Source organism: Chachezhania sediminis, from assembly GCF_009765275.1.
Classification (GTDB): Bacteria; Pseudomonadota; Alphaproteobacteria; order Rhodobacterales; family Rhodobacteraceae; genus Chachezhania; species Chachezhania sediminis.
Genome location: NZ_VOPH01000003.1, coordinates 192,197 through 218,603, shown reverse-complemented (window position 1 = coordinate 218,603; position 26,407 = coordinate 192,197). Strand labels below are relative to the sequence as shown.

Genomic DNA, 26,407 nt, shown 5'->3' with positions numbered 1-26,407 from the left:
CGCCCTGACGATCATTGCCATGAATACGATGGCGGTCCTGGCCGCCACACCGGCCGTTCCGCAGACCGGAACGGCGGGCAACGCCGATGCCATGGCGACACAGACCCAGGCCGCGGCCCCGCCGCAGACCCGGGCGGAACGGCGGGCCGCACGTAAGGCCCAGAAGCAGCAGCAACAACAGAAACACGACACGCCGACCGTGACGGTCAACGTGCCCGGCGCACCGGAAGAGATCGTCCAGCGCATCCGCGCATCGTCGGCCGTCGTGACCTTCGACAAGACCGGCCGCACCAATGGCCAGGAACTGTCGGCGGCGGCGCTGTCGGATTACCGCACCTTCGTCCAGGTCATGTACGATGCCGGCTATTTCGGCCCGGTCATCCACATCCGGCTGGACGGGCGCGAGGCGGCCAACATCCCGCCGCTGGACCTGCCGGCCACGGTCAAGACGATCGATATCGAGATCATTACCGGAACCCGCTTCACGATGGGCAAGGCCGAGGTCAGCCCCCTGGCCGACGGCACCGAACTGCCCGAAGGCTTTGTCACCGGTCAGCCCGCCTCGACCGGGGTGGTGCGCGATGCGGCGGCGGCCGGCGTTTCGGGATGGCGCGATCTGGGCTACGCCAAGGCCAAGATCACGGACGAAAAGATCGTGGCCAACCACCGCGACGCGCGGCTGGACGCCGAGATCGACCTGGCGACGGGTCCGAAACTGCGCTTCGGCCGGCTGGCTGTCACCGGCCAGACCCAGGTGAACGAAAGCGCGATCCGCAAGATCGCAGGCTTCCCGTCCGGCCAGACCTTCAGCCCCGAGGCCGTGCGCACCGTCTCCGGCCGGCTGCGGCGCACGGGCACCTTCGACTCGGTGACGTTGACCGAGGCAAAGACCCCCAATCCGGACGGCACGCTGGATTTCACGCTGGACGTGGATGACCGCAAGAAGCGCCGCATCAGCTTCGGTGCCGAGATCGCCTCGCGCACGGGGCTGGACCTGACGGCGGGCTGGACCCACCGCAACCTCTTCGGCAATGCCGAGAGGCTGACCATCCAGGGCCGGATCAGCAATATCGGCGGCACCGAGGATATCGAGGGCACGCTGGCAACCCGCCTGGAAGAACCGGCGCGGCTGGGGCCCGACGACAGCGTGTTCTACACCGGCGTTCTGGATCGCCAGAACAAGACCTATTACAGCCTGTCCAAGGCGGCTGTGGGCGCCGGCGTGCAGCGCCGGTGGAGCAAGACGCTGACCACCGAGGTCGGCCTGGAATTCGGCGTGAACCGCGCCAGCGACGTCTTCGGCAAGCGCACCTTCCAACTGGTCTCGGCGCCGATGCGCGCCACATCCGACCGGCGCAACGACCCGATCAACCCGACCAACGGCATGTTCCTGGATGCCACGGTCCTGCCCTTCTATGACATGAAGGGCAGCGGGGCCGGGATCCGCAACTATGTCGACTTCCGCGGCTATACCGGGCCGTATTTCAACGACCGGATCGTCTTTGCGGCGCGGATGCAGATCGGTTCGATCATGGGCGCAAGCCTGGACAACATCACGCCCGACTACCTGTTCTTCTCGGGCGGGGCCGACACCGTGCGGGGCCAGCCCTACCAGTCGCTGGGCGTGCCGGTGAATGGCGGCGTCTCGGGCGGCAAGTCGTTCTATGGCGGTTCGCTGGAACTGCGGACGCGGGTCACGACCTCTCTCTGGCTGGTGGGCTTCTACGACGTGGGCGTCGTGGGGTCGGATTCCTTCATCAAGACAGACTCTCCGCTGCAATCGGGCGCCGGCATGGGCGTGCGCTATGACATCGGCGGCTTCGGGCCGCTCAGGCTCGATATCGCCGGGCCCGTCGATGGCGATACCGGCAACGGCATCCAGTTCTACATCGGTATCGGGCAGGCATTCTGATGCGGCAGGTTTCTCGTGTCATTCTCGTCTGCAGCGTCGTTTCGCTGACCTGGGTCGGCGCCGGTCCCATCGGCGCGCAATCGGACGGCACCGCCGGCTCTGACGACGATGCCGGCGGCTTCCTGGTGCGGATGCTGGAAAACCTGGCCTCGGGCGAGAACCGCAGCGTCCGGGTGATCGGGCTTTCCGGCGCGCTGAGTTCCCACGCCACGATCCAGCGGATCACGGTGGCCGACGACGACGGCGTCTGGCTGACGCTGGAAAACGTCGTGCTGGACTGGAACCGGCTGGCGCTGGTCCGGCGTCGCTTTTCCGTCAACGAACTGTCGGCCGAAAGCATCAACGTGGCCCGCCTGCCCGGGGAGGTGGAATCCGAGACCGAGATTCCAACCGCCGAGGCGCAGCCCTTCACCATCCCGGAACTGCCGGTCGCGGTGAACATCGCCAAGATCGCCACGCAGAAGCTGACCCTGGCCCAACCGGTCGCGGGCGTCGCCGCGACGCTGGACCTGGACGGCAGCTTTGCCCTGGCCGATGGCGGGCTAAGCTTGCAGATGAAGGCCGACCGGCTGGACCGGCAGGGCGACAAGGCCAAGCTGATCGCGGCCTATGTGCCGCAGGGCCAGCAGATCACGCTCGACATCTCCCTGGACGAAGCACCGGGCGGCCTGATCTCGACCGCGATGAGCATTCCCGGCGCACCCTCGGTCACGCTGACCGCCAAGGGCGAAGGCCCGGTCGAGGATTTCAAGGCCGACATCTCGCTGGCGACCGACGGCGAACAGCGGCTGGGCGGCACCGTGCTGCTTTCGCGGGAATCGGCCACCGAACAGACCGGCAGCACCCAGCGCGGCATCGGCTTCGTCGCGGATCTGGGCGGCGACCTGACCGCGCTGCTGGCTGAGCCCTACCAGCCCTTCTTCGGCACCGACACCGCGCTGCACGTCACCGGCGTGAACCAGCCCGGCGGCAACCTGAAGATCAGCGAAGCAGAGATCACATCGCAGTCGCTGAACCTGCAGGCGCAGCTGGCCACCACCGATGGCCGGCTCAGCCAGTTGCAGGCCAAGGGCCGGATCGCGCCGCAGGATGGCTCCAGCGTGGTGCTGCCCGCGGGCTCGCCGCCCCTGTCGATCGCCGGGGCCGACCTGACGGTGGCGCTGGGCGACGACGAGAAATGGACCGCCCAGATCACCGCCACGGGGATCGCGCGCGAAGATATCAAGCTGGCCCAGATCGAGGTCAGCGCCAACGGCACGCTGGGCGCCCCTGCCCCGGCCGCCGGCGTGGCGCCGGATCCCGATGCAGAGCCGCTGCGCGGATCGATCGAGGCATCGCTGACCGGGCTGGACCTGAACGACGAGGCGCTGGACATCGCCATAGGCGACACCGTCCAGCTGACCGGCGATTTCGAGGTCGGCGGCCAGAAGACGGTGCAGCTGCAGAACCTGAACCTGAAGATCGACGATTACGGCCTGACGGGCAATGTCGGGATCTCCAGCGAGAACGGCGGCATGGTGCTGGACGGGACGGCGGATGTCGACGTGCCGGACCTGTCGCGTTTTGCCAAGCTGGCCGGACAGCCGCTGGACGGCGCCGCGACCCTGACCGTGACCGGCAGCGCCGCCCCCATGGCCGCCTCGTACAGCGGGACCGTCAAGGCCACGACCACCGACCTGGACGTGGGCATTGCCGAGCTGAAGGAACTGATGAAGGGCCGCGCCGCGCTGGACGCCACCGTCGAACGCGACACGACCGGCACGCGGCTTCGCAACTTCAGCTTCGACGGCACGGGCTTTTCGACATCCGCCAGCGGCGTCATCCAGACCGGCGCGACCCAGCTGAAGATCGACGCGTCGCTGGATGACCTGGGCCGCGTCCTGCCGGCCGCCCCGGGCCCCGTCAGCCTGTCGGGCAATGTCCAGCAGGAGCGCGAGGCCTGGACCGGCGACCTGACCCTGACCGCACCGAACGACAGCACCCTGAAGGTGACCGCGCAGGTCCCGCCCACGGGCGCGGCCCAGATCGCGGCCGATGGCCGGATCGGCGCGCTGCCGGGCCTGCTGCCCGAGGACCTGACCCCGATCCTGATCGATGGCCAGGCCGCGCGCCCCGCGGCGAACGCAGCCGACTGGAACGGCGATCTGTCCATAACCGCCGGCGACGGCGTGACGGCGCGGCTGAACGGCACCGTCGATACCCTGGGCAATGCCGACCTGACGCTCGACAGCCGTGTCGACGCCTCGGCCGGGCTGCTGCCCGACGACTTCGCGCCCACCACGCTGGCCGGCACGATGAAGCGCGACCCGCAAGGTGTGTGGCAGACCGATCTGGCCGTGGCCGCCGCCAGGGCCGTGGTGGCCACGCTGACCGGCCAGGTGACCGAAACCGGCACCGCCGCGCTGAAGCTGAGCGGCGAACTGCCCTATCTGGACGACAAGCTGCCGGCCGCGCTGACGCCGGTGACCCTGTCGGGCACCGCGAACCGGGCCGAAGACGGCAGCATGGACGCCCAGGTCACCCTGGATGCCGATGCCGGCGGCGTCGCCGACCTGACCGCGACGATGGATGCCGACGGCCTGCTGCAGGCACAGTTGAACGGCCAGGTGGCCAGCGGCAGCGGCCTCGTCCCGCCCGAGCTGGAGCCGGTGACGCTGTCCGCCAATGCCCGCCGCCGCGACGGCGTGGCCACCGCGCAGGGCGAATTGCAGGGCGGCAAGGCCGGGCGCTTGTCGTTCGTGGCGAACCATTCCGCCGACAACGGCGCCAGCGTGTCGCTGACCGGGGCCGTGCAGCCGATCGACGGCATGATCCCCAGCGACTTTGCCCCCGTGGCGATCAAGGCCGATGCCGCGACCAAGCCGGACGGCGGCTGGGCGGCCGAAGCGCACCTGTCGGGCGCCGAACGGGCCGTGCTGCACGTGAACGGCAAGTCCGGCACCGACGGCCTGGTCCAGGCCGAGGTCAAGGGCAACGTGTCGCTGAAGGGCGAAATGCTGCCCCCGAGCATGAGCCCGATCAACCTGGACGGGACGCTGCAACAGACCCGCGCCGGCGGCTGGACCACCCGGCTTTCGGCGACCAGCCCCTTCGATTCCTATCTGCGCGTCGACGGGTCGCTGAACCAGGACATGTCTGCCGACATCAGCTATGATGCGCGGCTGAACCGCTTCGAACGGCTGATCCAGGACTTCACCGGCACCGTCGCCTCGAAGGGGACGGCCAGCATGAAGAACAATGTCTGGCAGATCAACGCCGACACGACCGGGCCGGGCGGCATCACCTCGGACCTGCGGGGCAGCTATGACGTCGGCCGGAACGTGGCCGACATCACCACGCAAGGTGAACTGCCGCTGGCCATCGCCAATATCTTCGTCAGCCCGAACTCGGTCGCCGGCCGTGCCAGCTATCGGCTTCGCCTGGCCGGCAAACCGGCGATCGAATCGCTGGCAGGCACCATCACCACCTCCGGCGCCAGCGCCGCCGCCCCCGAGGCAGGCCAGCTGGTCGAGGACATCAGCGCCACGATCACCATCGCCAACGGCTCTGCCGTTCTGGCCAGCTCGGCCTCGCTGGGCGCGGGCGGGTCGGTGTCGGTGCGCGGGCCGGTCTCGCTGACTGCGCCCTACAATGCGCAGATCGTGGTCTTGCTGAACGAACTGGGCCTGACCAATCAGCTGAACGTCGAAAGTTCTGCCAGCGGGCAGATCAGCGTGAACGGCCCGCTTCTGGGCGGGGCGCAGATCGTCGGCACCGTGAATTTCGGCGAGACGAATATCGACCTGGGCGCCACGACGGGCGGCCTGTCGCTGGCGCCGATCCCGGACATCATCCATGTCGGGCAAAGCGCCGCCGTCCAGCAGACCCTGGTCCGCGCCAATCTGGTGCGCGATCCCAATGCGCCGGAAGGGCCGCCTGTGGTCTACGGGCTGAACGTGACCCTGAATGCGCCGAACCGCGTCTTCGTGCGGGGCCGGGGCGTCGATGCCGAACTGGGCGGGTCCCTGCACGTGGGCGGGACCACAGCGAACATGGTGCCGTCGGGCCAGATCGGCCTGATCCGCGGCGTGGTCGACGTGCTGGGCCGGCCGCTGCGCCTGACGCGGGGCAATGTCTCGCTGCGGGGCAGCTTCGATCCCTATATCGAGTTCGCAGCGACCACGAACACCTCCGAAGGTTCGGCCACGCTGACCATCGAAGGCTCGCTCGACTCGCCCGAGATCACGGTGACCTCGGTCCCCGAACGTCCGCGGGACGAGGCGCTGGCGATGCTGGTCTTCGGCAGCGAATTCTCGGACATCTCGCCCCTGCGGCTGGCACAGATGGCGGCCTCGCTGGCGCGGGCCGGCGGGATCACCGGCGGCGGCGTGACGGAAAAGGTGCGCGAAGAAACCGGCGTCGACACGCTCCGGACCGGCAATTCCGGCGGGATCGGGTCGCTGACCACGGGCGGCTATATCGCCAACAACGTCTATACGGACGTGACCGTGAACGCCGAGGGCAATACCGAACTGGACCTGAACCTGGACCTGACCAACAGCGTCACGCTGCGCGGACGGGCGGACAATACCGGCAATACCGCGCTGGGGATTTTCTACGAACGGGACTACTAGGTCACGGTTCGGCCCGGATCGGGCCCCGGCACGGGCCTTCGGTCAATTCACAGGTGAAGGGTGCGGTCCGCGGCGTTACAAACGTCGGAACGCCAGCCCGACGCCCGTCCAGCCGACCGGAAATGCCCATGACCGCCAAAGTCCCGCCCCGTTTTGCCCCATGCGCGCTCGGCCGCGCCGGTGCCACGGGATGACCGGCCCGCGGCCGGTCCGGGCCGGCATCCTCTGCGCCCTGGGACTGGGACTGGGATTGGGGCTGGGAGCGGCCCCGTTTCCGGGCACCGCCGCCAGCGCCGAAGGCGGGCGCCCGCAGGCGCCGCCACCCCTGCCCATGCCCCCAGCCCCGGATCTTGAGATGGACCCGGCCGCCAAGGGTCCCGGTCCGATGGCGATCAACCTGATGGGCATCGCCGACTGGTCGACCGAGGCTCCGTTCCTGGATCTGATGAAGACCGCCCGCCCCTGGATCGGACATCGCCCGCGGGAATGGGGCGGGGCCGACTATGCCGACCTGGCCGTGAACGGCTATCTCGACGCCGAAGGCTGGCCCGTTTCGATCCCGCCCGGCCTGTCCTCGATCGGCACGGCGATCCTGACCGACATGCCCGCGACCGCGACCGGCCTGGCCGGCCGCTACCGGCTGACCTACGCGGGCGACGGCATCGTCGAGGTCGGGGGCCGGGCCACCGACATCCGCTATGGCCCCCAAAGCGTCACCTTCAGCTATGCTCCCGGCCCCGGTTTCGTCGACATTCGCATCCAGCGCACCGACCGGCGCGGCCGCGGCGATCCGGTCCGCAACATCCGCGTGGTGCGCGAGGACCGGGCACCGCTGCTGGACGAGGGCCGCATCTTCAACCCCGACTGGCTGGACCGGCTGGACCGCTTTTCCGTTCTGCGCTTCGCCGACTGGATGGCCACCGACGATTCCGTGCAGGCCACGTGGGACGACAGGCCCCGTCTCGGCGATTTCAGCTATGTCCTGCGGGGCGTCCCGGCCGAACTGCTGGTGGCCCTGGCGGACAAACTCGGCGCCGATGCCTGGTTCACCATGCCCCACGCAGCCGACGATACCTATATCCGCCGCTTCGCCGCGCTGGTCCATGACCTGAGCCCCACTGACATGACCGTCTGGGTCGAATTCTCGAACGAGGTCTGGAACCCCGCCTATGCCCAGTCCGCCTGGGCGGAGGCCGAGGGTCAGCGCCGCTGGGGCGAGGCCGGACTGGGTCTGCAGGCCTATGCCGTCCGCGCCGCCGAAATGGCCGAGATCTGGGCCGGGGTCTTCGACGGCCCCGACCGCGCCCGGCTGAAGACCGTCATCTCCACCCGGACCGACAGCCCGGGGATCGAGGTGCTGGTCATGGATCCGCCCTACTGGCGTGCCGATCACCCCGGCGAAACGCCGCTGGGCGCCCGCTTCGATGCCTATGCGATCAACGGCTTCTTCGGGCAGGCCCTTGGCCGGCCCGAGGCGGAACCTGGTCTGTCCCGCTGGCTGGACGACAGCCGCCGAAAGGCGACCGAGGCCGCATGGGACAAGGGCCTGATCGCAAAGGGCGAAGACGAATACGTGGCCAGACACCGTTTCGACCATGCCATTGGCGTGGCCGCACAGGACATCCTGGACGGATCCGTCCGCGGCGATGCTCAGGGCACGCTGGCGTTGCTTCTGGGCCAGACCCTGCCCTATCACGTTCAGGTGGCCCGCAGCTTCGACCTGGTGCCGGTGATGTACGCCGCCGGCACCGCCACGGTCGCCACCGGCGATCTGGCCCGGAACACAGAGATTACGGCCTTCCTGGAAGCCCTGAACTATTCCCCGCAGATGGGCGCGCTCTACCGGCAACTGATCGACGGCTGGATCAGCCTGGGCGGGACGCTCTTCAACCCCTATGGCGACGTGGCGCGGCCCGGGCCATGGGGCAGCTGGGGCCATCTGCGCACGCTGGACGACGACAACCCCCGCTGGCAGGCGCTGCAGGTGCGCTGACGCCCGCCCGTCCAGTCAGTGGTCGTGGTGCTTCCGCTTGCGAAACTGACCCGGCGTGTGGCCGGTCCAGCGCTTGAAGGCGTCATTGAAACTCGACATGCCGGAATAGCCCAGCAGGTACGCGATCTCGGCCAGGACCAGGTCGCTGTCCTTCAGGTAGTTGACCGCCAGCGTGTGGCGCAGCTCCTCCACCGTCTTGAAGAAGGTGGTGCCTTCCTCGGACAGGCGCCGGGCCAGGGTACGGGCGCTCATGCCCAATGCACGGCCGACCTCTTCCTGCGTGGCCTCGCCCGAGGCCAGCCTGTCGACGATGGCCTTTTCCACGTCGATGATGATCGGCGGGACATTGCGGCTTTTGCGGCCCAGCACGTCCTCGCAGTAATCTTTCAGGACCGCATGCAGGTCGTCATCTGCCGCCGGCAGCGACAGCTCCAGGTCCGCCATCCTGAACTTGACCTGGTTCTGCGGCTTTGCAAAGGCCACCGGGCAGCCGAAAAAATCCTGCATCACGTCGATATTGGTGTTCCGCGCATGGCTGAAGTGGACATATTCCGGCACGATGTGCCGGCCCGTCGCCAACCGCAGCACCGTCAGCATGCCCGAGGCGCTGAATTCCACGTATTGCCGCCGCTGGACCCGGGTTTCGACCCTGAACTGCCAGTTGACCAGACCCTTGGTCTGCAACTCGCTGGTGTCGAAATCCACCGCGTCGGAATAGACTCGCTGAAAGCGCGCGACGTTCTTCAGCGCGTCCATCAGGTTCGGGCTGGAGGTCCCGACATAGCAGATCAGCCCGGCGCGGCGCACCGTGCGTTCCGTCCCGCGTTCGAACCCCACCAGGTCGTTGCCCGTCAGTTCAGCCGCATGTTCGAAGAACGACGCGATCTGTTCGAAGGGCAGCGACGGCTTTTCCTCGACCATGATCCGGGGCGAGACGCCCGAGCCGTGAAAGACCTGTCGTTCCGTGTAGCCTTGCTCGATCAGGTCCTTGGTGAACCCCTGGATCAGCATGGCGCCGTGCTGTGGCGTGTTGCCGGGCATCCCGCCCCTCTCCCCAACTTTCAATATGGCGACAGACGCGTCGGGCGGCATCCCGTGCCTGCCTGGCGCGGTCGGGAAAGAATGCTCGTCCTCAAATCGTCGGGTCGGATCGCCGTTATTCCGATCATTGTGATGGATGCAAGGTTCGAACACAAACGAAAGCTTGGGTGACGCAGGAGAAGCGCATCGGGCGGTGTGGACGGGCCGCAACTTGCGGATGAAAGCGACCCGACGGAAATTCGCACCGCGCTAGATCGGTGACGGCCCCGATCCTAGACTGCCCGGCGGGAGGACCTTTTCATGAGCAAGATTTCAGGACGTACCGCGGTTGTCACCGGCGCCGGGTCGGGGATCGGCCGCGCCATCGCCAAAAGCCTGGCCGAACGCGGCGCGGCCGTGATGCTGGCCGATATCGACCCGGCCCGCCTGGCAGAGGTGCAGGCCGAGCTGCGGCAGGTCCACGACCGGATCGCGACCTGCCCCTGCGATGTCGCCGATCCGGCCGCGGTCAGGACACTGGCCGACACCACGCTGGACCGGTTCGGTTCCGCCCATATCGTCGTCAACAATGCCGGCGTGGCACTTGGCGGCCGGCCCGGCGCCATCGCGCTGGAAGACTGGCGCTGGATCGTCGGCATCAACCTGATGGGCGTGGTCCACGGCGTGGAAACCTTCCTGCCGATCCTGCGCAGCCAGGGTCAGGGCGGGCATTTCGTCAACACCGCCTCGATTGCCGGGCACATCGCCATGCCGGGGCTTGGCCCCTACAACGCCACCAAATACGCGGTCGTGGGATATTCCGAGACGCTGCAGAAGGAACTGGAGCCCGACGGCATCGGCGTGTCCGTCCTGTGCCCCGGCTGGGTCCGGACCGACATCCACAATACCGGCCTGAAGCGACCGTCTCTGGGGGGAGCGGTGCCGCCTGCCCAGGCCAACGCCATGAGCGATGCCGTGGAAACCGGGATCGACCCGGCCGATGTCGGCGACTGGACGGCCGAGGCTGTGGAAAGCGGACGGTTGTACCTCTTCACCCACCCGTCCATGGCCCCTTGGGTCGAAGCCCGCGCCGCCGCGGTGGCCCAGGACTATGCCGCCTGCGCCGCCGATCCGCGCTTCGCCAAGGCGTGATCCGATGGAAACGCTCCACACACTGGTCATCGGCGCGGGCTTTGCCGGTATCTGCGCCGCCGTGAAGCTGGATCAGGCCGGGATCGCCGATTTCGCCGTGATCGACAAGAACGGCGGCATCGGTGGCACCTGGTATGCCAACATCTATCCCGGAGCGACCTGCGACGTCGCCTCGCACTTCTATTCCTTCTCCTTCGCGCCGAACCCGGACTGGTCTCAGCTCTATTCCCCGCAGCCCGAGATCCGGGCCTACATGGAGGATGTCGTCGACCGCTTCGGGGTCCGCGACCGGTTCCGCCTTGGACAGGAGGTGGCCGGCGCGACGTGGGACACAGACCGCCGCGGCTGGGTCGTGGACATTTCGGGGCGGGACCCGGTCTTCGCCCGCTTCCTTGTGAACGCGATGGGGCTGCTGCACCGCCCTGCCTGGCCCGATATCCCCGGCCGCGACAGCTTTCGGGGCAAGGCCATGCACACCGCGCTCTGGGATGCGGCCTATGACCCGGCAGGCCGGCGCATCGCCGTGATCGGCAGTGCGGCCAGCGCCATCCAGGTGATCCCGCAGGTGGCGAAGACGGCCGCCCATGTCGACGTCTACCAGCGCACGGCCAACTATATCGCACCGCGCATGGACCAGTCCTATTCCGACGAGGCGAGAGCGTTGTTCGCCAAACACCCTGAAACGCGCGAAGCGCATCGGCAGGAGATCATGGAGCGGATGGATACCGAGGTCTATCCCACACTGATGGACCCCGCCCGCCGCCATCTCCGCGCGGCCGAGGTCAACGCCGCGATGCGGGAGGCGGTGACCGACCCGTCGCTCCACGCCAAGCTTACGCCCGACTATGAATTCGGCTGCAAGCGCGTCCTGATCTCGGACGATTTCTATGACGCGCTGAACCGGGACAACGTCGACCTGGTCACCGACCCCATTGCCCGGATCACGCCCGAAGGCGTGGAAATGGCTGACGGCACCCTGCGCGCCGCCGACACGCTGGTCTTTGCCACCGGCTTCGACATCCGGTCCCAATACACGGCGCTGGATCTGGCAGGTCCCGGCGGCCAGCGGCTGGGCGTACACTGGTCCGACCGGGTCGAGGCCTACAAGGGCGTCATGGTCGCGGGCTTCCCCAACTACTTCATGTCGACGGGACCCAATACCGGGGTCGGCACCACCTCGATCGTACACATGATCGAACAGGCGACCGGGTGGATCCTGATGGCCATGGAGGCCGCGGGCCCCACGGGAACCGTCGATGTCCTGCCCACGGCCCAGAGCGCCTATAACGACCGGATCCACCACGACCTGTCGGGCACCGTCTGGGCCACCGGCTGCCACAGCTGGTATCGCCGCCCCGACGGAAGGATCGAGACGCTCTATCCCGGGAATGCCGCTGATTTCACGCGGGAAATGGAGACGCTGGACCGGGCAGACCTGCATCTGGGCTGAGCCTTTCGGCAAATCCATCCACAGGCACGTCCCCGGCATCGGATGGCCCGCCCGCGCCTCCTGAAATGCCTTGCTGCACGATCCCGGGCGGTTGCCCGTCCCCGTGGGCATCCACGTTGCGCCCTCCTGCGATCCCCACCTTTCCCACCGATTTATCCACAGGCCTGTCCCACCCCGCGAGAGACGCGCAGTCGCCCTTCCGATAGACCGTCAATCGGGCTATCACGCAGGGCGAGAGGCCCGGACCGGGGCCCGCAGCACCGAGGAGAGAACGTCATGGCCAACCCGCTTTACGACCGGCTGATCGCCCCCCATGCGGGCACCGAAACGCCTTTCCTCCATCTGCCCGACAGCCGGACGATCAGCTATGCCGCCTTCGCCGGCCGCACGGCACAATTCGCCCACGCGCTGGCCGCCATGGGCCTGAACGCAGGCGACCGCGTCGCGATCCAGGCGGAAAAATCCCCCGACACGCTGGCCCTGATCTTCGCCTGTGCCCGCGCCGGCCTGATATTCCTGCCGCTGAACACCGGCTACACACCGGCCGAAATCGGGTATTTCGTGGAAAACAGTGGCGCCGCCGCCTTCGTCTGCGATGCCACTCGCGCGGACCAGATGCGCCCTGTGGTCGAAGGCTTTGGCGCACAGCTCGCCACGCTTGACCCGGACGGCAGCGGCAGCCTGCAGGCCGCCGCCGACGGCCACGGCACCGATTTCCCCCCGGTCGACCGCAATCCCGACGACGTCGCGGCCTTCCTTTATACCTCGGGCACCACGGGCCGGTCCAAGGGCGCGATGCTGACCCATGAAAACCTGCTGTCGAACGCCGAAACACTGGTAGACCACTGGGGCTTCACCGCCGACGACGTGCTGCTCCACGCCCTGCCGATCTTCCACACCCACGGCCTCTTCGTGGCCACGAACGTGATGCTTCTGGCCGGCGGGTCGATGATCTTTCTGCCGAAGTTCGACCTCGACACCGTGCTGCGCGACCTGCCGAAGGCCACGTCGATGATGGGCGTGCCCACCTTCTACACCCGCCTTCTCGACACACCCGCGTTCACGAAGGACCTTGCCGGCCACATGCGCCTCTTCATCTCGGGCAGCGCGCCGCTTCTGGCCGACACGCACAGGCAGTTCGAGGCCCGCACCGGTCACAGGATTCTCGAACGCTATGGCATGACCGAAACGAACATGAACACCTCGAACCCCTATGACGGCGACCGCCGCCCGGGGACCGTGGGCTTCCCCCTGCCGGGTGTCGACCTGAAGGTCTGCGATCCCGAAACCGGCGAGACCCTCCCCCGGGGGGAGATCGGCATGATCGAGGTCCGCGGCCCGAATGTCTTCAAGGGCTATTGGCAGATGCCGGAAAAGACGGCCGCCGAACTGCGCGCCGACGGCTTCTTCATCACAGGCGATCTGGGTCTTCAGGACGCCGACGGCTATGTCCACATCGTCGGCCGCGGCAAAGACCTGATCATTTCGGGCGGCTACAACATTTACCCGAAAGAACTGGAGCTGCTGCTCGACGACCAGCCGGGCGTGGCCGAAAGCGCCGTGATCGGCGTGCCCCACCCGGATTTCGGCGAAGGCGTGGTCGCAGTCCTTGTCCCCGAAGCCGGCGCCAGCCCGGACCTCGACGCCATCCGCGCGCACCTCGCAGAAAGCCTTGCCGCCTTCAAGCGCCCCAAGCGGATCGAGCTGATCGACGCCCTGCCCCGCAACACGATGGGCAAGGTCCAGAAGAACATCCTGCGCGACGCCTACGCCGACAGCTTCACGAAGTAGGCGCCCTGGCCCAAGGCGCCTCGACACGCGCTCCTGCCGCACCCTAAATCCGAACCGTGCGCGCGCCCCCGACGTCTTCAGTCACGTCTTCTGTCTCCGAACCTCTCGGGGGAAGCCGCCCGGTAAGGGCGGCTGGGGCCGCGCACCCACCTGCCGACGGTCCGGGGCATGGGGCTTCACAGCACCTGCGCCCCGCTTCTTCTCTTTCCAAATACCTCCGGGGGAGCCGCCCGTCCCGGGCGGCCGGGGGCAGAGCCCCCGCCCCCATTCGCCTCGCTAGCAACGGTCGGCAATTACCGGCCCGTGGGGGGCGTGATCCCCACGCACCGCTCCCCGTCCGAAACTGCCCGGCCGAAACTACCCGGCCAGGGCCGGCAGGTAGAGCACGATGGCCGGAAACGCGACCAGCAGCGCAATCGTCACCGCGTCCGCGATGAAGAACGGCGTCACGCCGCGGAACACGTCCTGCACCGACAGGTCCGGCCGGACGCCCGCCACGACGAAGCAGTTTAGCCCAATGGGCGGCGTGATCAGGCAGAACTCGGCCATCTTCACCACCAGGATCCCGAACCAGATCGCGCACATGGTGCCGTTCATGCCGAAGGTGCTCTCGGCCGCCGTCACGCTCTCTCCGCCGTTCAGCGCCATCACCGCCGGGTAGACCACCGGCAAAGTCAGGACCAGCATGCCGATCGCGTCCATGAACATGCCCAGCACCGCATAGGCCAGCAGGATGCAGATCAGGATCAGCATCGGCGACATGGTCAGCCCGGTGATCCAGTCCGCGAAGGCCCCCGGCAGGTCGGCAAAGCCCAGGAAGCGGACATAGATCAGGACGCCCCAGATGATGGTGAAGATCATCCCCGTCAGCTTTGCCGTCTCGATCAGGGCGGCCCTCATTTCGGACCAGCGCATGCCGCGGCTCACCGCCATCAGGAAGACGATGAAGGCGCCCAGCGCACCGCCCTCCGTCGGCGTGCCCCAGGGATCGCCGAAGGGGTTGTAGACGAAGAAGATGATGATCACGACCACCGCCACGATCGGCAGCGCCGGCGGCAGCGCCGCGAACCGGTCGCGCCAGGTGAAGCCCTTCACCGCCGGCCCCACGTTCTTGAACACCACCGCGATACCGATGATCAGCGCGGCATAGACGACCGCCGAAAACGCCCCCGGAATGAACCCCGCCAGCAACAGCTTGCCCACGTCCTGTTCCACGATGATCGCATAGATCACCAGGATCGCCGATGGCGGGATCAGGGATGCCAGAGTGCCCCCCGCCGCCACCACTCCGGCCGCGAAACGCTTGTTGTAGCCGATGGCCTGCATCTCCGGGATCGCGATCCGGGCAAAGACGGCGGCCGTCGCGACCGAGGCGCCCGACACCGCGGCAAAGCCCGCTGTGGCAAAGACGGTCGACACCGCCAGCCCGCCCGGCACCCAGGCGAACCAGCGCTTGGCGGCCTCGAACATGGCCTTGGTCAGACCGGCATAATAGGCCAGATATCCGATCAGGATGAAGGTCGGGATCAGGCTCAGCGCCTGGCTCGACACCTTGGAATGGGGCACCTGGCCTGCAGTCTTGACCGCGACCGTCAGGGCCCAGACGAACTGGTCGCCGGCGAAATGCTTCTTGCCCCAGAAGACCAGGATCAGGCCGACAAGCCCGGCCAGGCCCGCGGCAAAGGCCACCCGCATGCCCAGAAGCACCAGCAGCAGCATGCCCGCCGTGACCCAGAGGCCGATGGTAATCGTGTCCATGGCGCTACTCCTGCCCTTCCAGCTGCCGGGCCTCGGCCGCTGCCTGTTCCGCCACATCCTGGATCAGGGGCACAGCAACCGGCTGGTCCAGCCCCAGAACGAAGGCGCGGCCATAGCCCCACAACTGCAGCACCAGCCGCAGGCACAGGACCCCGAAGGACACCGGCGCCAACAGCTTCGATGGCCAGATCGGCAGGGCGATGTCGATGGAACTGTCCCGGCTCCACATCGGCGCGGCCCAGTCGAAACTGCGCTGGAAATGCGCCCAGGTGCCCCAGACCAGCAGCACCATCAGCACCAGGATCAGGAACACGCCCACGAATTCCACGGCCCACAGCGCCCGGCCCTTGAAGTGGCCGACCAGGATGTCCATCCGGATATGACCGCCTTCGCGCTGAACGTAGGAAATGCCCAGGAAGGCGATCAGCGGCATCGCCTGCTCGATCCAGTCGACATAGCCCGGCAGGGGCGCATTGAAGAGGTTCCGCCCCCCCACCGACACGGCCGCCATGGCGATCAGCGCGAAGACGGCGATCCCGGCCAGAAGCGCCATGAACTCTTCCAGCCGCAACAGCAGCCGGTCGATCTTGCTCAGGGTACTGCCATCTTCCAGGACAGAAGCTGCACTGGCCATCGTCACCTCGCCCGTTCAGGGAATGTCATGAAGAAACAGGGCCGCGCATCGGCGGCCCTGCCCGGCCTGTTCCCGGCCTTTTGCACATCGTCCGGCTCAGTTCCCGGCCCGGGCCTGTGCCAGCGCGCCTTCCAGCGTGTCGTAAAGCTCCTGCCCCGGCAGGCCCTTGGCGTTCATGTCCTCGACCCACTGCGCACGGATCGGATCCGCGGCCTTGGCCCGGAACGCCGCGAGCTGGTCGTCCGAGATCACGACCTTGGTCACGCCCTTTTCGGCCAGCACGCTTTCCCACTTGGTCATCAGCTTGCCATAGGTCTCGAGGTAATAGGCGATTGCCTCGTCGACGGAACTGTCGAGCGCCTCCTTCTCCTCGGGGCTCAGCGCGTCATAGGCGTCGATGTTCACCACCACGGGGCAGTTCACGGTGCCGGGGTTCAGGTTGGCAGTCCACCAGTCGGCACGATTGATCGTGCCGAAGCTCAGATGCGCGTGCGGGGCAAAGGCCACCGTGTCGACGACACCGGCCTCCATCGCGCTGTAGGCCTCGTTCGACGGGACCGAGGTCGGAACGCCCCCCACGGCCCGGAACGCCTCGCCCAGGCCGCCGGTCGCGCGGACCCGCATGCCGTCGAAATCTTCCAGCGTGTCCCGCGGCTCGCCGGTGCCGACCAGGTTGTACTGCGGCATGGGCGAGGACATGATCAGCTTGGCGTTCCAGCGCGCCATGTCGTCCTGGACCGCCGGGTGGGCATAGACGGCATTGCTGACCGCCACTTCCTCTTCCAGCGTGTTCACGCCCAGGAAGGGCAGTTCCAGCACCGTCAGGGTCGGGTTCTTGTCCTCGTGATAGCCGGCGCAGAACTGCGCCATCTCGAAGGCTCCGATCTCGATCCCGTCCAGGTTCTCCTTCGGCTGCGACAGCCCGCCATATGAGACATTGATGGTGAATTCGCCCCCGGTCTTCTCGGACACCAGCTCGGCCAGCTTCTCGATATGCTCGGTGAAGGCCCGACGCTTGCCCCAGACAGAGGCATTCCATTCGGTGGCCGAGGCCTCGGCGGCAAAGGCCACGCTCAGCGCCGCCACGGCAGCTCCGGTCAGAAACTTGGTCATGCGGTCTTATCTCCCTATCTGCGACATCTCCCGTGCCGCCTCTGCCACAAGGCTAACCTGCCCTGCCCACCGCTGCCAAGCCCGCGGGGCCTCCGGATGAACAGCGCGTGCCTGGGCCGTCTTTCCTTTTTGGTCCACTGCCCTGTCGCCGCCCGGGTTTCCCGGGGCACGCGCAGAACGGACAGGGACCGTCTCACGCGATTGTTGCGCAAATATTGCAAGCCCCGCCCGCAAGGCACGTCCCCCCACTTCTTTGGTCTTCAAGTATCCTCGGGGGAGTCCGGTCCGCAGGGCCGGGCGGGGGCAGAGCCCCCGTCGCGCTGCGCCCTCAGCGCGCGCCGGCCAGGCGTCCGGGCGCCGTCGCGGCCAGTCCCGTCCCCGCCCGGCGCCCCATGTCCCAGGCCAGGACAAGATTGCTGCCCAGAACCGGTAATCCCAGTTCCGCTTCCAGCGGGTCGATCAGGTCCAGCACCCGCAGGTTGGTGCAGGACATGAAAACCGCGTCGACCGGCGCTTCGGCTGCGACCGACCGGGCTGCCGCCGCAATGGACGCGGGCGCGATGCGGACGACATGGCTCTCCGACGGCTCGCCGAAACAGACCGCGGCCGGCACCTCCAACCCTGCGGCGCGGAAGGCCTCTGCCAGCGCCCCGGCGACATCGGGCGCATAAGGCGAAACGATGCCGACCCGCCGCACGCCCAGATGTGCAAAGGCCTCCAGCGCCGCGCTTAGCGGATTGGTCACCTGCCGCGCGCCGCTGTGGGCCGTCACCAGGTCTGCCACCCGGTCGGGCCCGATCACCGTCGCGCCCGAGGTACAGCCATACGCCACAACGTCCAACGGCAGGCCATCGGGGAACAGCGATGCCGCCTGCGGCAGGTCCAGTTCCATCTGGCGCAAGGTTTCCGGCGTCACGTCGGCACCCGACGGGATCCGGCTGACCATCAGGTTCACGTCGTCCGGCAACAGCCGCCGCAGGTCCCGTTCGATGCTTTCGTCGGATTTCAGGACGATCAGGCCCATCCGGGCTTCGTCCACCGCAACCAGTTCATAGGGGGCAAGGGTCACGGCGCGATCTCCACCATCTGCAGCGGCGCCCGGCGGGACAGAAGCTCTGGCCCGTCCGCGCGCAGCACGATGTTCTCTTCCTGGACCATGATCCTGCCCTCTGCGGACACGACGCCGGGCTCGATGGTCAGAACCATGCCGGCACGCAGTTCCGTCCGGTCCCGGTCGGTGAAGGACGGCCATTCCGTCAGCGTCACGCCCAGCCCGTGGCCCAGCCTGCCGCCGGCCGGAATTCCGCCCGCGGCCCGGATCGCCCCGACCATCACCCGGTGTGCATCGGCAGCCGTCATGCCCGGCCGGAACTGCGCCAGCGCGGCCTCGGTCGTGGCATGAAGCACGTCATAGGCCCGCCGCGCCGTGTCGCCTGGCGGGCCCACGGCGAAGTTCCGGTCGAAATCGCAGAAGTACCCGTCCTTCACCGCGCCGGTGTCCAGCATCAGGATATCGCCCGGCTGCAGGGGCGCAGGCCCCGCCGGTGCGATCACGTTGCCATAGCCGTCGGGCCCCGCCCCGCCCGCCAGGTAGCTGACCCAGTCCGCGCCCTCGTCCAGCAGGGCCGCCTGAAAGCGCCGGAAGACAACCGCCAGGGACCCCGCGCCTGCCACGATGTCCGGCACACGGCCGAAGGCCCGGTCGGCCACGGCACAGGCGGCGCGGATGGCGTCGATTTCCAGTTCCGACTTGATCTCTCGAACCCGCTGGACCGTCTCGGTCGCGTCGACCATCCGCCGAGGCGCAAGTGCGCGGCACAGGCGGTCGAAATCGGCGACGGGCATCCGAAGGCTCGTTTCCAGCCCCATGGGCAGACCGATGGCGCCGGTTTCGGGAACAAGGTCGGCCAGGGTTCCGGCCAGCAGCGTGACACCGTCATCCACGGGGTCCGGCGCTGGCCAGGACCGGATCTCTGCCACCCTGCAGGTCGACATCAGATCGACGCCGATGTCCGGGATCACCGCCACCGGTCCGCCTGTCCGCGGCAGGACGACGAACCACGGCCGCGCCGGGCTTTCCCAGAACCGCGTCAGGAACCCGGTGACATAGAAGACATCCGCAGGCGAGGTCAGCAGCAGCGCATCCTGTCCCCGGTCGGCCATGCCGGCCTGCAGCGCAGCCCGGCGGCGGGCAAACTCCTGGGGCGGAAAGACGGTCACGGGCGCGGTCCTGTCATGGGGCAAGCACATCGACCCCAGCAAAAGGTCAACGGCGGAACAATACAATCCCAAGTTGGGCTGCCGTGCAGGACAGGGTCGAAACGTCTCTGCCGGTGCTCAGCCGTTGCGCAGCGACGCGGCGCTTTGACCGAACAGGACCTTGTTCGTCTCGACCCGGTGCTGCCCGCGGTTCTGGTTGTCCTTGTACAGGTCGACCGCCCGCTGCACGGCAGGGCGCGCCTTGATCCGCGCGCGCCAGTCGGCGACCTTTGGGAAATCGTCCAGCGACGCGCCCAGCGGTTTCGCGATGAAGACCCAGGGAAAGGCCAGCATGTCGGCGATGGAATAGGCATCGCCCACCATCCAGTCGCGCCCCGCCAGCCGGTTTTCCAGCACGCCCAGGTTCCGGTCGTATTCGCCCAGGTAACGCTTGAAGCCATAGGCCTTGTCATCCTCCGGGGCATAGTTCCGGAAATGGCTAAGCTGCCCGCCCATGGGGCCCTGATTGCCGGTCTGCCAGAACAGCCACTCGTTCAGCTCCTTCCGCGCGCGCAGGTCGGCGGGATCGGGGGCGAAGCGGCCGGTCTTGTCGGCCAGGTACAGAAGGATCGCCGCGCTTTCGAAGACCGGAACCGGGTCCGCGCCCCAGCCAGCGGGCGGGGCATGATCGACGATGGCGGGCATCTTGGCATTGGGGCTGATCGCCAGGAATTCGGGGCGGAACTGCTCTCCCGCGCCCAGCCGCATCAGGTGCGTGGTATAGGGCAGCCCGCATTCCTCCAGCATGATGGCGATCTTCCAGCCATTGGGGGTCGGTGAATAGTAGAAGTCGATCATGGATGGTCCCTTGGCATGTCGGCGGGCGGCGTCCGCTCGGTCAATAGCGTGTCGACGGCCGCGCCCAGATGGTCCAGCGGGAAGGGTTTGGGCATCACCATGTCGGCCCCCACCCGCCGCGCGGCATTGATGAAATGTTCCTGGTGAGGATAGCGCACCGCCCCGGTCAGGGCGATGATCGGCACGTCGGCCGGCGTGCGGGCGCCGTTGCCGCTGCGCCGCGCGCTGCGCACGCGCGAGATCAGCAAAAGCCCCCCGTCCGGCGACAGCCCATCGGGCGAACGCACGAACATGTCCGCGATCAGCAGGTCGAAAGGGTCGATGTCCAGGGCCACCAGCGCCTCGCTGCCGTTTCGGCACAGCATCACGACATGCCCGCACCGGCGCAGCATCGCGCACAGCTGTCGTCCTTCAAGCGCATCGCCCTGCATGACGAGAATACGTGCCATCGCTCCTCCGGCACGCCGTCCCGGCGTCCTTTCTGTGCCCATCTCCTTGCGGAAGGCTATACGGGGCCGGCGCCCGGCGGAAGCCGTTTGAACGACCGGTGGTTGAGAAATGGCTCAAATGCCGCCGATATCGTGTCCCATGGCCGGAGCCCGGGCCATCGGATAGTATCCGCGCGACAGCGATTTTCAGGGGCAGACGGGACAGATGAGCGATCCCGCCACCGCCAAGCTGAACGCCGCGTTGCGAACCGCCGACTGGGCCACCGCCGAACGGTTGCTGCGCCGTGCTGCCGGGTCGCGCAAGGCCGACGCTTCCGTCCATTTCAACCTGGGCAAGGTGCTGCTGGAACAGGGCCGGGCCGGCGCCGCGGTGCTGTCCCTGCGCAAGGCGCTGGCGCAACGCCCGGGCCATTCCGACGGCTGGTACGAACTGGGCCGCGCGGCGCTGAAGGCGGACGACCTGGGGACGGCCCCCGGTGCCTTTGCCCGCGCGCAGGACCTCACCCCCCCCGATACCGATGGGCGCCGGTCGCTGGGCCGGGTGCAGCTGAAGCTGGGCCGGTACGAAGACGCCGCGCAGGTCTGGGCGCCGCTGAAGGGCGATGCCGAGGCGAACGAGACGCTCTATCGCTGCGCCGCCGAACTGCGCGCGCCAGAGGCAGAGGCCCTGCTGGCGCGACCGGGCGGTCGGGCGGCGACGCTGAAGGCCCTGACACGGGTATCGAATGGCCGGGTGCCGCTGCACCGGCCGGTCAGTTCCTGACATAGCCTTTCGCGGCCGCATCGGCCGCGCGGGAGACCATCAGCCGGCACGCTTCCCGGTGCGTTTCGCAGTCGAAACCGGTGCGGCTGGCCCGGGCGCATTTGAACAGGAAGGGCGACGGAAGGTCGTATTCGGCGGTGCAGAAAGCTTCGTCCAGGCCCGTCGGATAGGCGGTCAGCATCCAGCCCATGCAAGCCCTTCGCCGTGCCTCGTGGCCATCGGGCGTTTCCCCGGCCTGCACTGGCAGGGCAGACACAAGAACGAAAGGCAGGAACAGCAGATTGTGCAGGGTGGGCGACCTTTCCGGATCGGCGCGAAAATGTCACATCGCCGTTACGAACCTGTCACGTGCGGTGCCGGTACTACTTGCGATAGATGCCACGGTCGTCCTGCAGCGCCACCTGGACGTCGTGATTGCGGGCGACCTCAGCCGCCGACATCGGCTGGACGGACAGTCCCTGTGCCGCTCGCGGAACCGCCACCACCTGCACCACGGGCGTGCCGGCAGGAAGGACGCCTTCCCACGCCGGATCGGACCAGAGCGTGGGGAAATGCACGTAACCGTCCGCGAAGCTGTCGCAGTCGACCAGCCCGGACAGGGTCCGGAACGGCAGGTCGGGCCGGTTCAGCGGGTGGGTGAACAGCAGGCAAAACCCGTCCGGGACCGACAGTGTCCAGAAGTTCAGGAACTTCACGATCATGCCGTCGGTCACGCCGAAGGGTGCGCCGGTGGCCTGTTCAGGCACATGCAGGCCGATGGGCGCGCGGGCGAACAGCGTGTCGGGCAGGACCGGCGGATTCCAGTCCCACGACATCTCTCCGCCCGCGACCGTCAGGTCGCAGGCCAAGGGGATCAGCACCCCTACCCCCATTGCATCCAGGATCGGCGGGCAGTGTTTCAGCGTCCTGACCGCGGCCCCGTCCAGCATGTCCGACTTCACCTCGGACGGCATCGCCTTCAGCCAGCCGGGCCGACCCTTCCCGGCCGGGATCGGCGCCGGCAGGGCGGGATGGCAGCGGGCGGTGATCGACGCCCGGCCCTTTCACGGTTCAGAAGGAAAGTGTGGGCGATGGCCGCCAGCACCGTCAGCACGATGGTCGCGGTCCCCACGGCATTGATCACCGGCGGGTGACCGTTCGGATTGCGCGCCATGGCGCCGATTTCCGTGGCAAAGGTGCAGGCGCCGCCCTTGGCGAACATCGTTGTGTTGTAGTTTTCCATCGATGCCATCAGCGCGATCACGGCGGCCGAGACGAGGGCCGGCGCAACATAAGGCAGCGTCAGGCCGCGGAAGACCCGCTGAGGCGTCGCACCAAGGTCAAGGGCGCCTCTTCCAGCTCGACCGGCTGGCGTTGCAGACGGGCCATCAGGATCAGCATGGGAAAGCCCGCGATGAAGGTGACCTGCGCCATGACGATGGTGAACAGCCCGGCCGACACGCCCACCCGCCCCCAGAAGACCAGCGCGCCAAGGCCCAGCACGATGCCGGGCGCCAGCATCGGCGACAAGAGGATCCACCACAGGATCCCGTTCGCCCGGCTGCGCCAGCGGGTCAGCAGCACGGCACCGGCCAGCCCCAGGATCAGCGACAGCGGCACGACGAAGGCCGCGACGATCAGCGAATTGCCGAAGCAGGAGACAAAGCGCCCCCGGTCCAGCGCGCGCAGCACCGGATCGGCCGCCAGCGACTGGTCAGGCATCCAGAAGAACGCGTACCACTTGCCCGTCAGCCCGTGCCATTCGGTGACCGACGGCGGCGAGATGTCGTTGAACGACGCCGCGATCATCAGAAGCAGCGGCGTGAACATGAACAGCAGGAACGTCCCGGTATAGAGGTTCAGCAGGCGGTCGGATCTCATTGCACCCTCGCAAAGTCTTTCAGGCGGGTGCGCATCAGGGCCATGAAGGCCCCCACGATGACGAAGCAGACCAGCGTGTAGAAGAAGGAATTTCGTCAGACGCGGCCGGTCCGGATCGTGATGCCGGGAGAACGTGTCAGGGACGGAGTGGGGACGCTGTCCCCACACCCCTGAGATATTTGAAGACCGAAGAAGACAGAAACGCCGCGCCAGATTTCCGGGCGCGGCGCGAACACATTGGCCGGGCTTCTTCTTTTCCCAAATACTCCCGCCGGAGGCATCCGACGGTGACAACAGGATCAGGTGTTGAAGAGAAAGTGCATCACGTCGCCATCCTTGACGACATAGCCCTTCCCTTCGGCGCGCATCTTGCCGGCGTCCTTGGCCCCCTGCTCGCCGCCCAGGCCCACGAAATCGTCGTAGGCGATGGTTTCGGCGCGGATGAAGCCCTTCTCGAAATCGCCGTGGATGACACCCGCGGCCTGCGGGGCCATCGTGCCGGCCTTTATCGTCCAGGCGCGCGCCTCTTTCGGGCCCACGGTGAAATAGGTTTCAAGCTTCAGGAGTTCGTAGCCGGCACGGATCAGACGGTCCAGGCCGGCCTCTTCCAGGCCCATCTCGGCCAGGAATTCCGCCGCTTCGTCTTCGTCCAGCTGGCTGATCTCTTCCTCGATCCGGGCGCTGATGATGACGTGGGCATTGCCTTCGGCCGCGGCCATCTCTGCCACACGGGCCGAAAGGGCATTGCCGGTCGCGGCCTCGTCCTCGGCCACGTTGCAGACATAAAGGACGGGCTTGGTGGTCAGAAGCTGCAACATCTTCCAGGCCTTCAGGTCATCGTCGTCGACCGGGACCAGGCGGGCGGGCTTGCCGTCTTCCAGCATCGCCAGCGCCTGCTTCAGAAGGCGCTCCTGCTGGACCGCCTCCTTGTCGCCCCCGCGGACCTTGCGCACCAGGCCCTGCAGGCGCTTCTCGATCGATTCCATGTCGGCCAGCATCAGCTCGGTCTCGATGGTCTCGGCATCGGCCACGGGGTCGACGCGGCCTTCGACATGGGTCACGTCGCCGTCCTCGAAGCAGCGCAACACATGGGCGATGGCGTCGACCTCGCGGATGTTCGCCAGGAACTGGTTGCCCAGGCCCTCACCCTTGGACGCGCCCTTCACCAGGCCCGCGATGTCGACGAAGGTCATGCGGGTCGGGATAGTCTGCTTGGACTTCGCGATCTCGGCCAGCTTGTCGAGGCGGGCGTCAGGCACAGCGACCTCGCCCACATTGGGCTCGATCGTGCAGAAGGGGAAGTTCGCTGCCTGCGCCGCCGCCGTCCTGGTCAGCGCGTTGAACAACGTGGACTTGCCCACATTCGGCAGTCCGACAATTCCCATCTTGAAGCCCATGCCCGGTCTCCCTGGCTAATCCCTTGCGTTGCGCCGTCTCTAGGGAGAGCGGCGCCCGAGCGCAAGTGAGCGCAGGCCGCGCGCCGCGGGGAAAGACGGATCGCAGGCGTCGCGACAAACGCGGATCCCTGAAGGATCCGTGCGATGGGCGCGGCGGATCCGCAGGGTCCGCCCGGGCGGGCCGCCGCGCCCGCGATCAGGGGCGCGCACAGCGGGCCTCGGTCGCGGGCAGCGGATCAGGCGGCGCGGCCCTGCGCCAGCTTGGTCATGCCCGGGATCAGGGGGGCCACGTCGACATCGACGAAACCCGCCCGCGTCATCGCCTCGGCCAGCCAGTCGTCCGACAGCGACCGGGCTTCCGGCGTGAAGGCCGTGTGCTGCAGCTGCCAAAGCGCCGTGTTCTTGGGCCCGGCCCTGTCCGCATCGACGATGAAGTCATGGAGCAGCAGTCGGCCCCCCGGGGCAAGGTGGTCCCGGGCGCGTTTCAGCAGGTCGTCGTGCGTGTGATCCGGCACGCCGGAGAACAGGTAGGACATGACCACGATGTCGTGCCGGCCCGGCCATTCGGTCTCCAGTGCATTGCCTTCCACATAGGAGATGCGGTCGGACAACCCTGCCTCTTGCACGAATTTCTTGCCGATGGCAGCCACGTTGGGGAAATCAACGACCGTCGCGGTCAGATCGGGATGCGCCTTGCACAGCGTGATGTCGAAGGCCGCCGTGCCGCCGCCCACGTCCAGCATCGTCTTCGCATCCGACAGGTCCACCCGCCGCAGCAGGCTTCGCGCCGGGCCGAGCGACCCGGCATGCTGGCTTTCGGAATAAAGCCGCGCTTCGGCCGGGTCGGAAAACCACTGTGCATAGGAGGCCGTGTCCTCCTCGCTCAGCTCGCCCGCCAGCGCACCGTCGATCTGGTCCATCAGCGGATACATCTGCTTGCCCACTTGCAGGCGCAGGTAGTCGCCGAAGTCGTATTTCGCACCCTTGACCAGAAAGGCCTCGGCCGCCGGGGAATTGGCGATGCCGGCCTCGGTCCGCTGCAGGACACCCATGCCGGTCAACGCCGTCACCAATGTGCGGCAGCGTTCCTCGGGCAGGCCGCAGGCCTGCGCCAGGTCCGCCTCGTCCGCGGCCCCTTTGGACAAATGTGTGAACAGCCCGTATTCCAGCGCCGCGAACAGCGCCTTCGAGCCCATATAGGCAAAGGCAATATCCGATATTTCTTCCGCTTCCGTCAGGACGGGCATCGTTTCCTTTCCGCAGCCCCCTGCCCCCGGTTCCCCGGGTGTCGAAGGCCGTCATCCGTTTCAATATGCGCCGAAGCCTAGGGGCCCCGGCCCGGGGTCGCAACAGCGCGGGCGGAAAGCGACGCCGATATGTCGCAAAACGCCAATGTATCGGGCAGCAGGCGCCAAGGTTGCGGCAGGCATTGATCTTGGCCCCGG

Annotated in this window: 21 protein-coding genes; 7 read left to right on the top strand and 14 right to left on the bottom strand. The window is 67.4% G+C overall.

Annotated features, from left to right (window positions below; all coding sequences use genetic code 11):
- The first annotated feature begins 19 nt into the window (after nt 1-19).
- The 3 genes from FQK05_RS10475 (at nt 20) to FQK05_RS10465 (ending at nt 8,518) form a co-directional block, all read left to right on the top strand.
- Complete coding sequence (locus tag FQK05_RS10475) at nt 20-1,912, top strand: autotransporter assembly complex protein TamA (protein WP_158966484.1); 1,893 nt, start codon at nt 20-22, stop codon at nt 1,910-1,912.
- A complete protein-coding gene (locus FQK05_RS10470; protein WP_158966483.1) occupies nt 1,912-6,525 on the top strand; it encodes a translocation/assembly module TamB domain-containing protein in 4,614 nt (1,537 codons plus the stop codon). The genes FQK05_RS10475 and FQK05_RS10470 overlap by 1 nt, the downstream gene beginning before the upstream one ends.
- A 190-nt stretch (nt 6,526-6,715) precedes the next feature.
- Nucleotides 6,716-8,518 (top strand): hypothetical protein, encoded by a 1,803-nt coding sequence (locus FQK05_RS10465; RefSeq protein WP_158966481.1) that lies wholly within the window; start codon nt 6,716-6,718, stop codon nt 8,516-8,518.
- A gap of 15 nt (nt 8,519-8,533) precedes the next feature.
- On the opposite strand, the gene FQK05_RS10460 is transcribed toward FQK05_RS10465, so the two are convergent.
- Nucleotides 8,534-9,559, bottom strand: coding sequence for an AraC family transcriptional regulator (locus FQK05_RS10460; RefSeq protein WP_158966479.1), 1,026 nt, complete (start codon nt 9,557-9,559; stop codon nt 8,534-8,536).
- A 300-nt stretch (nt 9,560-9,859) separates the two neighbouring features.
- Between FQK05_RS10460 and FQK05_RS10455 the strand changes: the two genes are divergently transcribed.
- The 3 genes from FQK05_RS10455 to FQK05_RS10445 all read left to right on the top strand — a co-directional run bounded on the left by FQK05_RS10455 (nt 9,860) and on the right by FQK05_RS10445 (nt 13,931).
- Nucleotides 9,860-10,690 (top strand): SDR family oxidoreductase, encoded by an 831-nt coding sequence (locus FQK05_RS10455; RefSeq protein WP_158966477.1) that lies wholly within the window; start codon nt 9,860-9,862, stop codon nt 10,688-10,690.
- 4 nt (nt 10,691-10,694) lie between these two features.
- Nucleotides 10,695-12,140: a flavin-containing monooxygenase gene (locus FQK05_RS10450; RefSeq protein WP_158966475.1), complete on the top strand. Its 1,446-nt coding sequence runs from the start codon at nt 10,695-10,697 to the stop codon at nt 12,138-12,140.
- A 276-nt stretch (nt 12,141-12,416) separates the two neighbouring features.
- Nucleotides 12,417-13,931, top strand: coding sequence for a malonate--CoA ligase (locus FQK05_RS10445; RefSeq protein ID WP_158966473.1), 1,515 nt, complete (start codon nt 12,417-12,419; stop codon nt 13,929-13,931).
- Between the two features lie 357 nt (nt 13,932-14,288).
- Here FQK05_RS10445 and FQK05_RS10440 read toward each other — a convergent pair whose 3' ends face one another.
- From FQK05_RS10440 to FQK05_RS10410, 7 genes are all read right to left on the bottom strand, one after another.
- Nucleotides 14,289-15,689 carry a TRAP transporter large permease gene (locus FQK05_RS10440; RefSeq protein ID WP_158966471.1) on the bottom strand — a complete coding sequence of 467 codons (1,401 nt, stop codon included), beginning with the start codon at nt 15,687-15,689 and terminating at the stop codon, nt 14,289-14,291.
- A 4-nt stretch (nt 15,690-15,693) separates the two neighbouring features.
- Nucleotides 15,694-16,323 carry a TRAP transporter small permease subunit gene (locus FQK05_RS10435; RefSeq protein WP_158966469.1) on the bottom strand — a complete coding sequence of 210 codons (630 nt, stop codon included), beginning with the start codon at nt 16,321-16,323 and terminating at the stop codon, nt 15,694-15,696.
- Nucleotides 16,324-16,419: 96 nt separating this feature from the next.
- Nucleotides 16,420-17,436 carry a C4-dicarboxylate TRAP transporter substrate-binding protein gene (locus FQK05_RS10430; RefSeq protein ID WP_158966467.1) on the bottom strand — a complete coding sequence of 339 codons (1,017 nt, stop codon included), beginning with the start codon at nt 17,434-17,436 and terminating at the stop codon, nt 16,420-16,422.
- Between the two features lie 328 nt (nt 17,437-17,764).
- Complete coding sequence (locus tag FQK05_RS10425; RefSeq protein WP_233270458.1) at nt 17,765-18,505, bottom strand: maleate cis-trans isomerase family protein; 741 nt, start codon at nt 18,503-18,505, stop codon at nt 17,765-17,767.
- Nucleotides 18,502-19,686, bottom strand: coding sequence for a M24 family metallopeptidase (locus tag FQK05_RS10420; RefSeq protein WP_158966465.1), 1,185 nt, complete (start codon nt 19,684-19,686; stop codon nt 18,502-18,504). The genes FQK05_RS10425 and FQK05_RS10420 overlap by 4 nt, the downstream gene beginning before the upstream one ends.
- Nucleotides 19,687-19,773: 87 nt before the next feature.
- The gene (locus tag FQK05_RS10415) at nt 19,774-20,493 is read right to left on the bottom strand and encodes a glutathione S-transferase family protein (RefSeq protein WP_158966463.1); all 720 of its coding nucleotides are present in this window, start codon (nt 20,491-20,493) and stop codon (nt 19,774-19,776) included.
- The gene (locus FQK05_RS10410) at nt 20,490-20,942 is read right to left on the bottom strand and encodes a response regulator transcription factor (RefSeq protein ID WP_158966461.1); all 453 of its coding nucleotides are present in this window, start codon (nt 20,940-20,942) and stop codon (nt 20,490-20,492) included. The genes FQK05_RS10415 and FQK05_RS10410 overlap by 4 nt, the downstream gene beginning before the upstream one ends.
- A 205-nt stretch (nt 20,943-21,147) precedes the next feature.
- Between FQK05_RS10410 and FQK05_RS10405 the strand changes: the two genes are divergently transcribed.
- On the top strand, nt 21,148-21,705 hold the full coding sequence (locus FQK05_RS10405; protein WP_158966459.1) for a tetratricopeptide repeat protein: 558 nt from the start codon (nt 21,148-21,150) through the stop codon (nt 21,703-21,705).
- Here FQK05_RS10405 and FQK05_RS10400 read toward each other — a convergent pair.
- The 6 genes from FQK05_RS10400 to FQK05_RS10380 all read right to left on the bottom strand — a co-directional run bounded on the left by FQK05_RS10400 (nt 21,695) and on the right by FQK05_RS10380 (nt 26,209).
- Nucleotides 21,695-21,895 carry a hypothetical protein gene (locus FQK05_RS10400; RefSeq protein ID WP_158966457.1) on the bottom strand — a complete coding sequence of 67 codons (201 nt, stop codon included), beginning with the start codon at nt 21,893-21,895 and terminating at the stop codon, nt 21,695-21,697. The two genes, FQK05_RS10405 and FQK05_RS10400, sit on opposite strands and share 11 nt — an antisense overlap.
- Before the next feature lie 172 nt (nt 21,896-22,067).
- Nucleotides 22,068-22,658 carry a hypothetical protein gene (locus tag FQK05_RS10395; RefSeq protein ID WP_199252631.1) on the bottom strand — a complete coding sequence of 197 codons (591 nt, stop codon included), beginning with the start codon at nt 22,656-22,658 and terminating at the stop codon, nt 22,068-22,070.
- 5 nt (nt 22,659-22,663) lie between these two features.
- Entirely contained in the window at nt 22,664-22,936 is a 273-nt protein-coding gene (locus tag FQK05_RS26040; protein ID WP_233270457.1) for an ABC transporter permease subunit, read from the bottom strand.
- Between the two features lie 50 nt (nt 22,937-22,986).
- A complete protein-coding gene (locus FQK05_RS10390; RefSeq protein ID WP_233270456.1) occupies nt 22,987-23,565 on the bottom strand; it encodes an ABC transporter permease in 579 nt (192 codons plus the stop codon).
- A 299-nt stretch (nt 23,566-23,864) separates the two neighbouring features.
- The gene (ychF, locus tag FQK05_RS10385; protein WP_158966455.1) at nt 23,865-24,962 is read right to left on the bottom strand and encodes a redox-regulated ATPase YchF; all 1,098 of its coding nucleotides are present in this window, start codon (nt 24,960-24,962) and stop codon (nt 23,865-23,867) included.
- A gap of 236 nt (nt 24,963-25,198) precedes the next feature.
- Entirely contained in the window at nt 25,199-26,209 is a 1,011-nt protein-coding gene (locus FQK05_RS10380; protein WP_158966453.1) for a methyltransferase, read from the bottom strand.
- Between the last annotated feature and the right edge of the window lie 198 nt (nt 26,210-26,407).

Coding starts and splice junctions, on each gene's coding strand:
- FQK05_RS10475 (WP_158966484.1), top strand. CDS start 20: ATGAATACGATGGCGGTCCTGGCCGCCACACCGGCCGTTCCGCAGACC.
- FQK05_RS10470 (WP_158966483.1), top strand. CDS start 1,912: ATGCGGCAGGTTTCTCGTGTCATTCTCGTCTGCAGCGTCGTTTCGCTG.
- FQK05_RS10465 (WP_158966481.1), top strand. CDS start 6,716: ATGACCGGCCCGCGGCCGGTCCGGGCCGGCATCCTCTGCGCCCTGGGA.
- FQK05_RS10460 (WP_158966479.1), bottom strand. CDS start 9,559: ATGCCCGGCAACACGCCACAGCACGGCGCCATGCTGATCCAGGGGTTC.
- FQK05_RS10455 (WP_158966477.1), top strand. CDS start 9,860: ATGAGCAAGATTTCAGGACGTACCGCGGTTGTCACCGGCGCCGGGTCG.
- FQK05_RS10450 (WP_158966475.1), top strand. CDS start 10,695: ATGGAAACGCTCCACACACTGGTCATCGGCGCGGGCTTTGCCGGTATC.
- FQK05_RS10445 (WP_158966473.1), top strand. CDS start 12,417: ATGGCCAACCCGCTTTACGACCGGCTGATCGCCCCCCATGCGGGCACC.
- FQK05_RS10440 (WP_158966471.1), bottom strand. CDS start 15,689: ATGGACACGATTACCATCGGCCTCTGGGTCACGGCGGGCATGCTGCTG.
- FQK05_RS10435 (WP_158966469.1), bottom strand. CDS start 16,323: ATGGCCAGTGCAGCTTCTGTCCTGGAAGATGGCAGTACCCTGAGCAAG.
- FQK05_RS10430 (WP_158966467.1), bottom strand. CDS start 17,436: ATGACCAAGTTTCTGACCGGAGCTGCCGTGGCGGCGCTGAGCGTGGCC.
- FQK05_RS10420 (WP_158966465.1), bottom strand. CDS start 19,686: ATGTGCTTGCCCCATGACAGGACCGCGCCCGTGACCGTCTTTCCGCCC.
- FQK05_RS10415 (WP_158966463.1), bottom strand. CDS start 20,493: ATGATCGACTTCTACTATTCACCGACCCCCAATGGCTGGAAGATCGCC.
- FQK05_RS10410 (WP_158966461.1), bottom strand. CDS start 20,942: ATGGCACGTATTCTCGTCATGCAGGGCGATGCGCTTGAAGGACGACAG.
- FQK05_RS10405 (WP_158966459.1), top strand. CDS start 21,148: ATGAGCGATCCCGCCACCGCCAAGCTGAACGCCGCGTTGCGAACCGCC.
- FQK05_RS10400 (WP_158966457.1), bottom strand. CDS start 21,895: ATGGGCTGGATGCTGACCGCCTATCCGACGGGCCTGGACGAAGCTTTC.
- FQK05_RS10395 (WP_199252631.1), bottom strand. CDS start 22,658: ATGCCGTCCGAGGTGAAGTCGGACATGCTGGACGGGGCCGCGGTCAGG.
- FQK05_RS26040 (WP_233270457.1), bottom strand. CDS start 22,936: ATGGCATCGATGGAAAACTACAACACAACGATGTTCGCCAAGGGCGGC.
- FQK05_RS10390 (WP_233270456.1), bottom strand. CDS start 23,565: ATGAGATCCGACCGCCTGCTGAACCTCTATACCGGGACGTTCCTGCTG.
- ychF (WP_158966455.1), bottom strand. CDS start 24,962: ATGGGCTTCAAGATGGGAATTGTCGGACTGCCGAATGTGGGCAAGTCC.
- FQK05_RS10380 (WP_158966453.1), bottom strand. CDS start 26,209: ATGCCCGTCCTGACGGAAGCGGAAGAAATATCGGATATTGCCTTTGCC.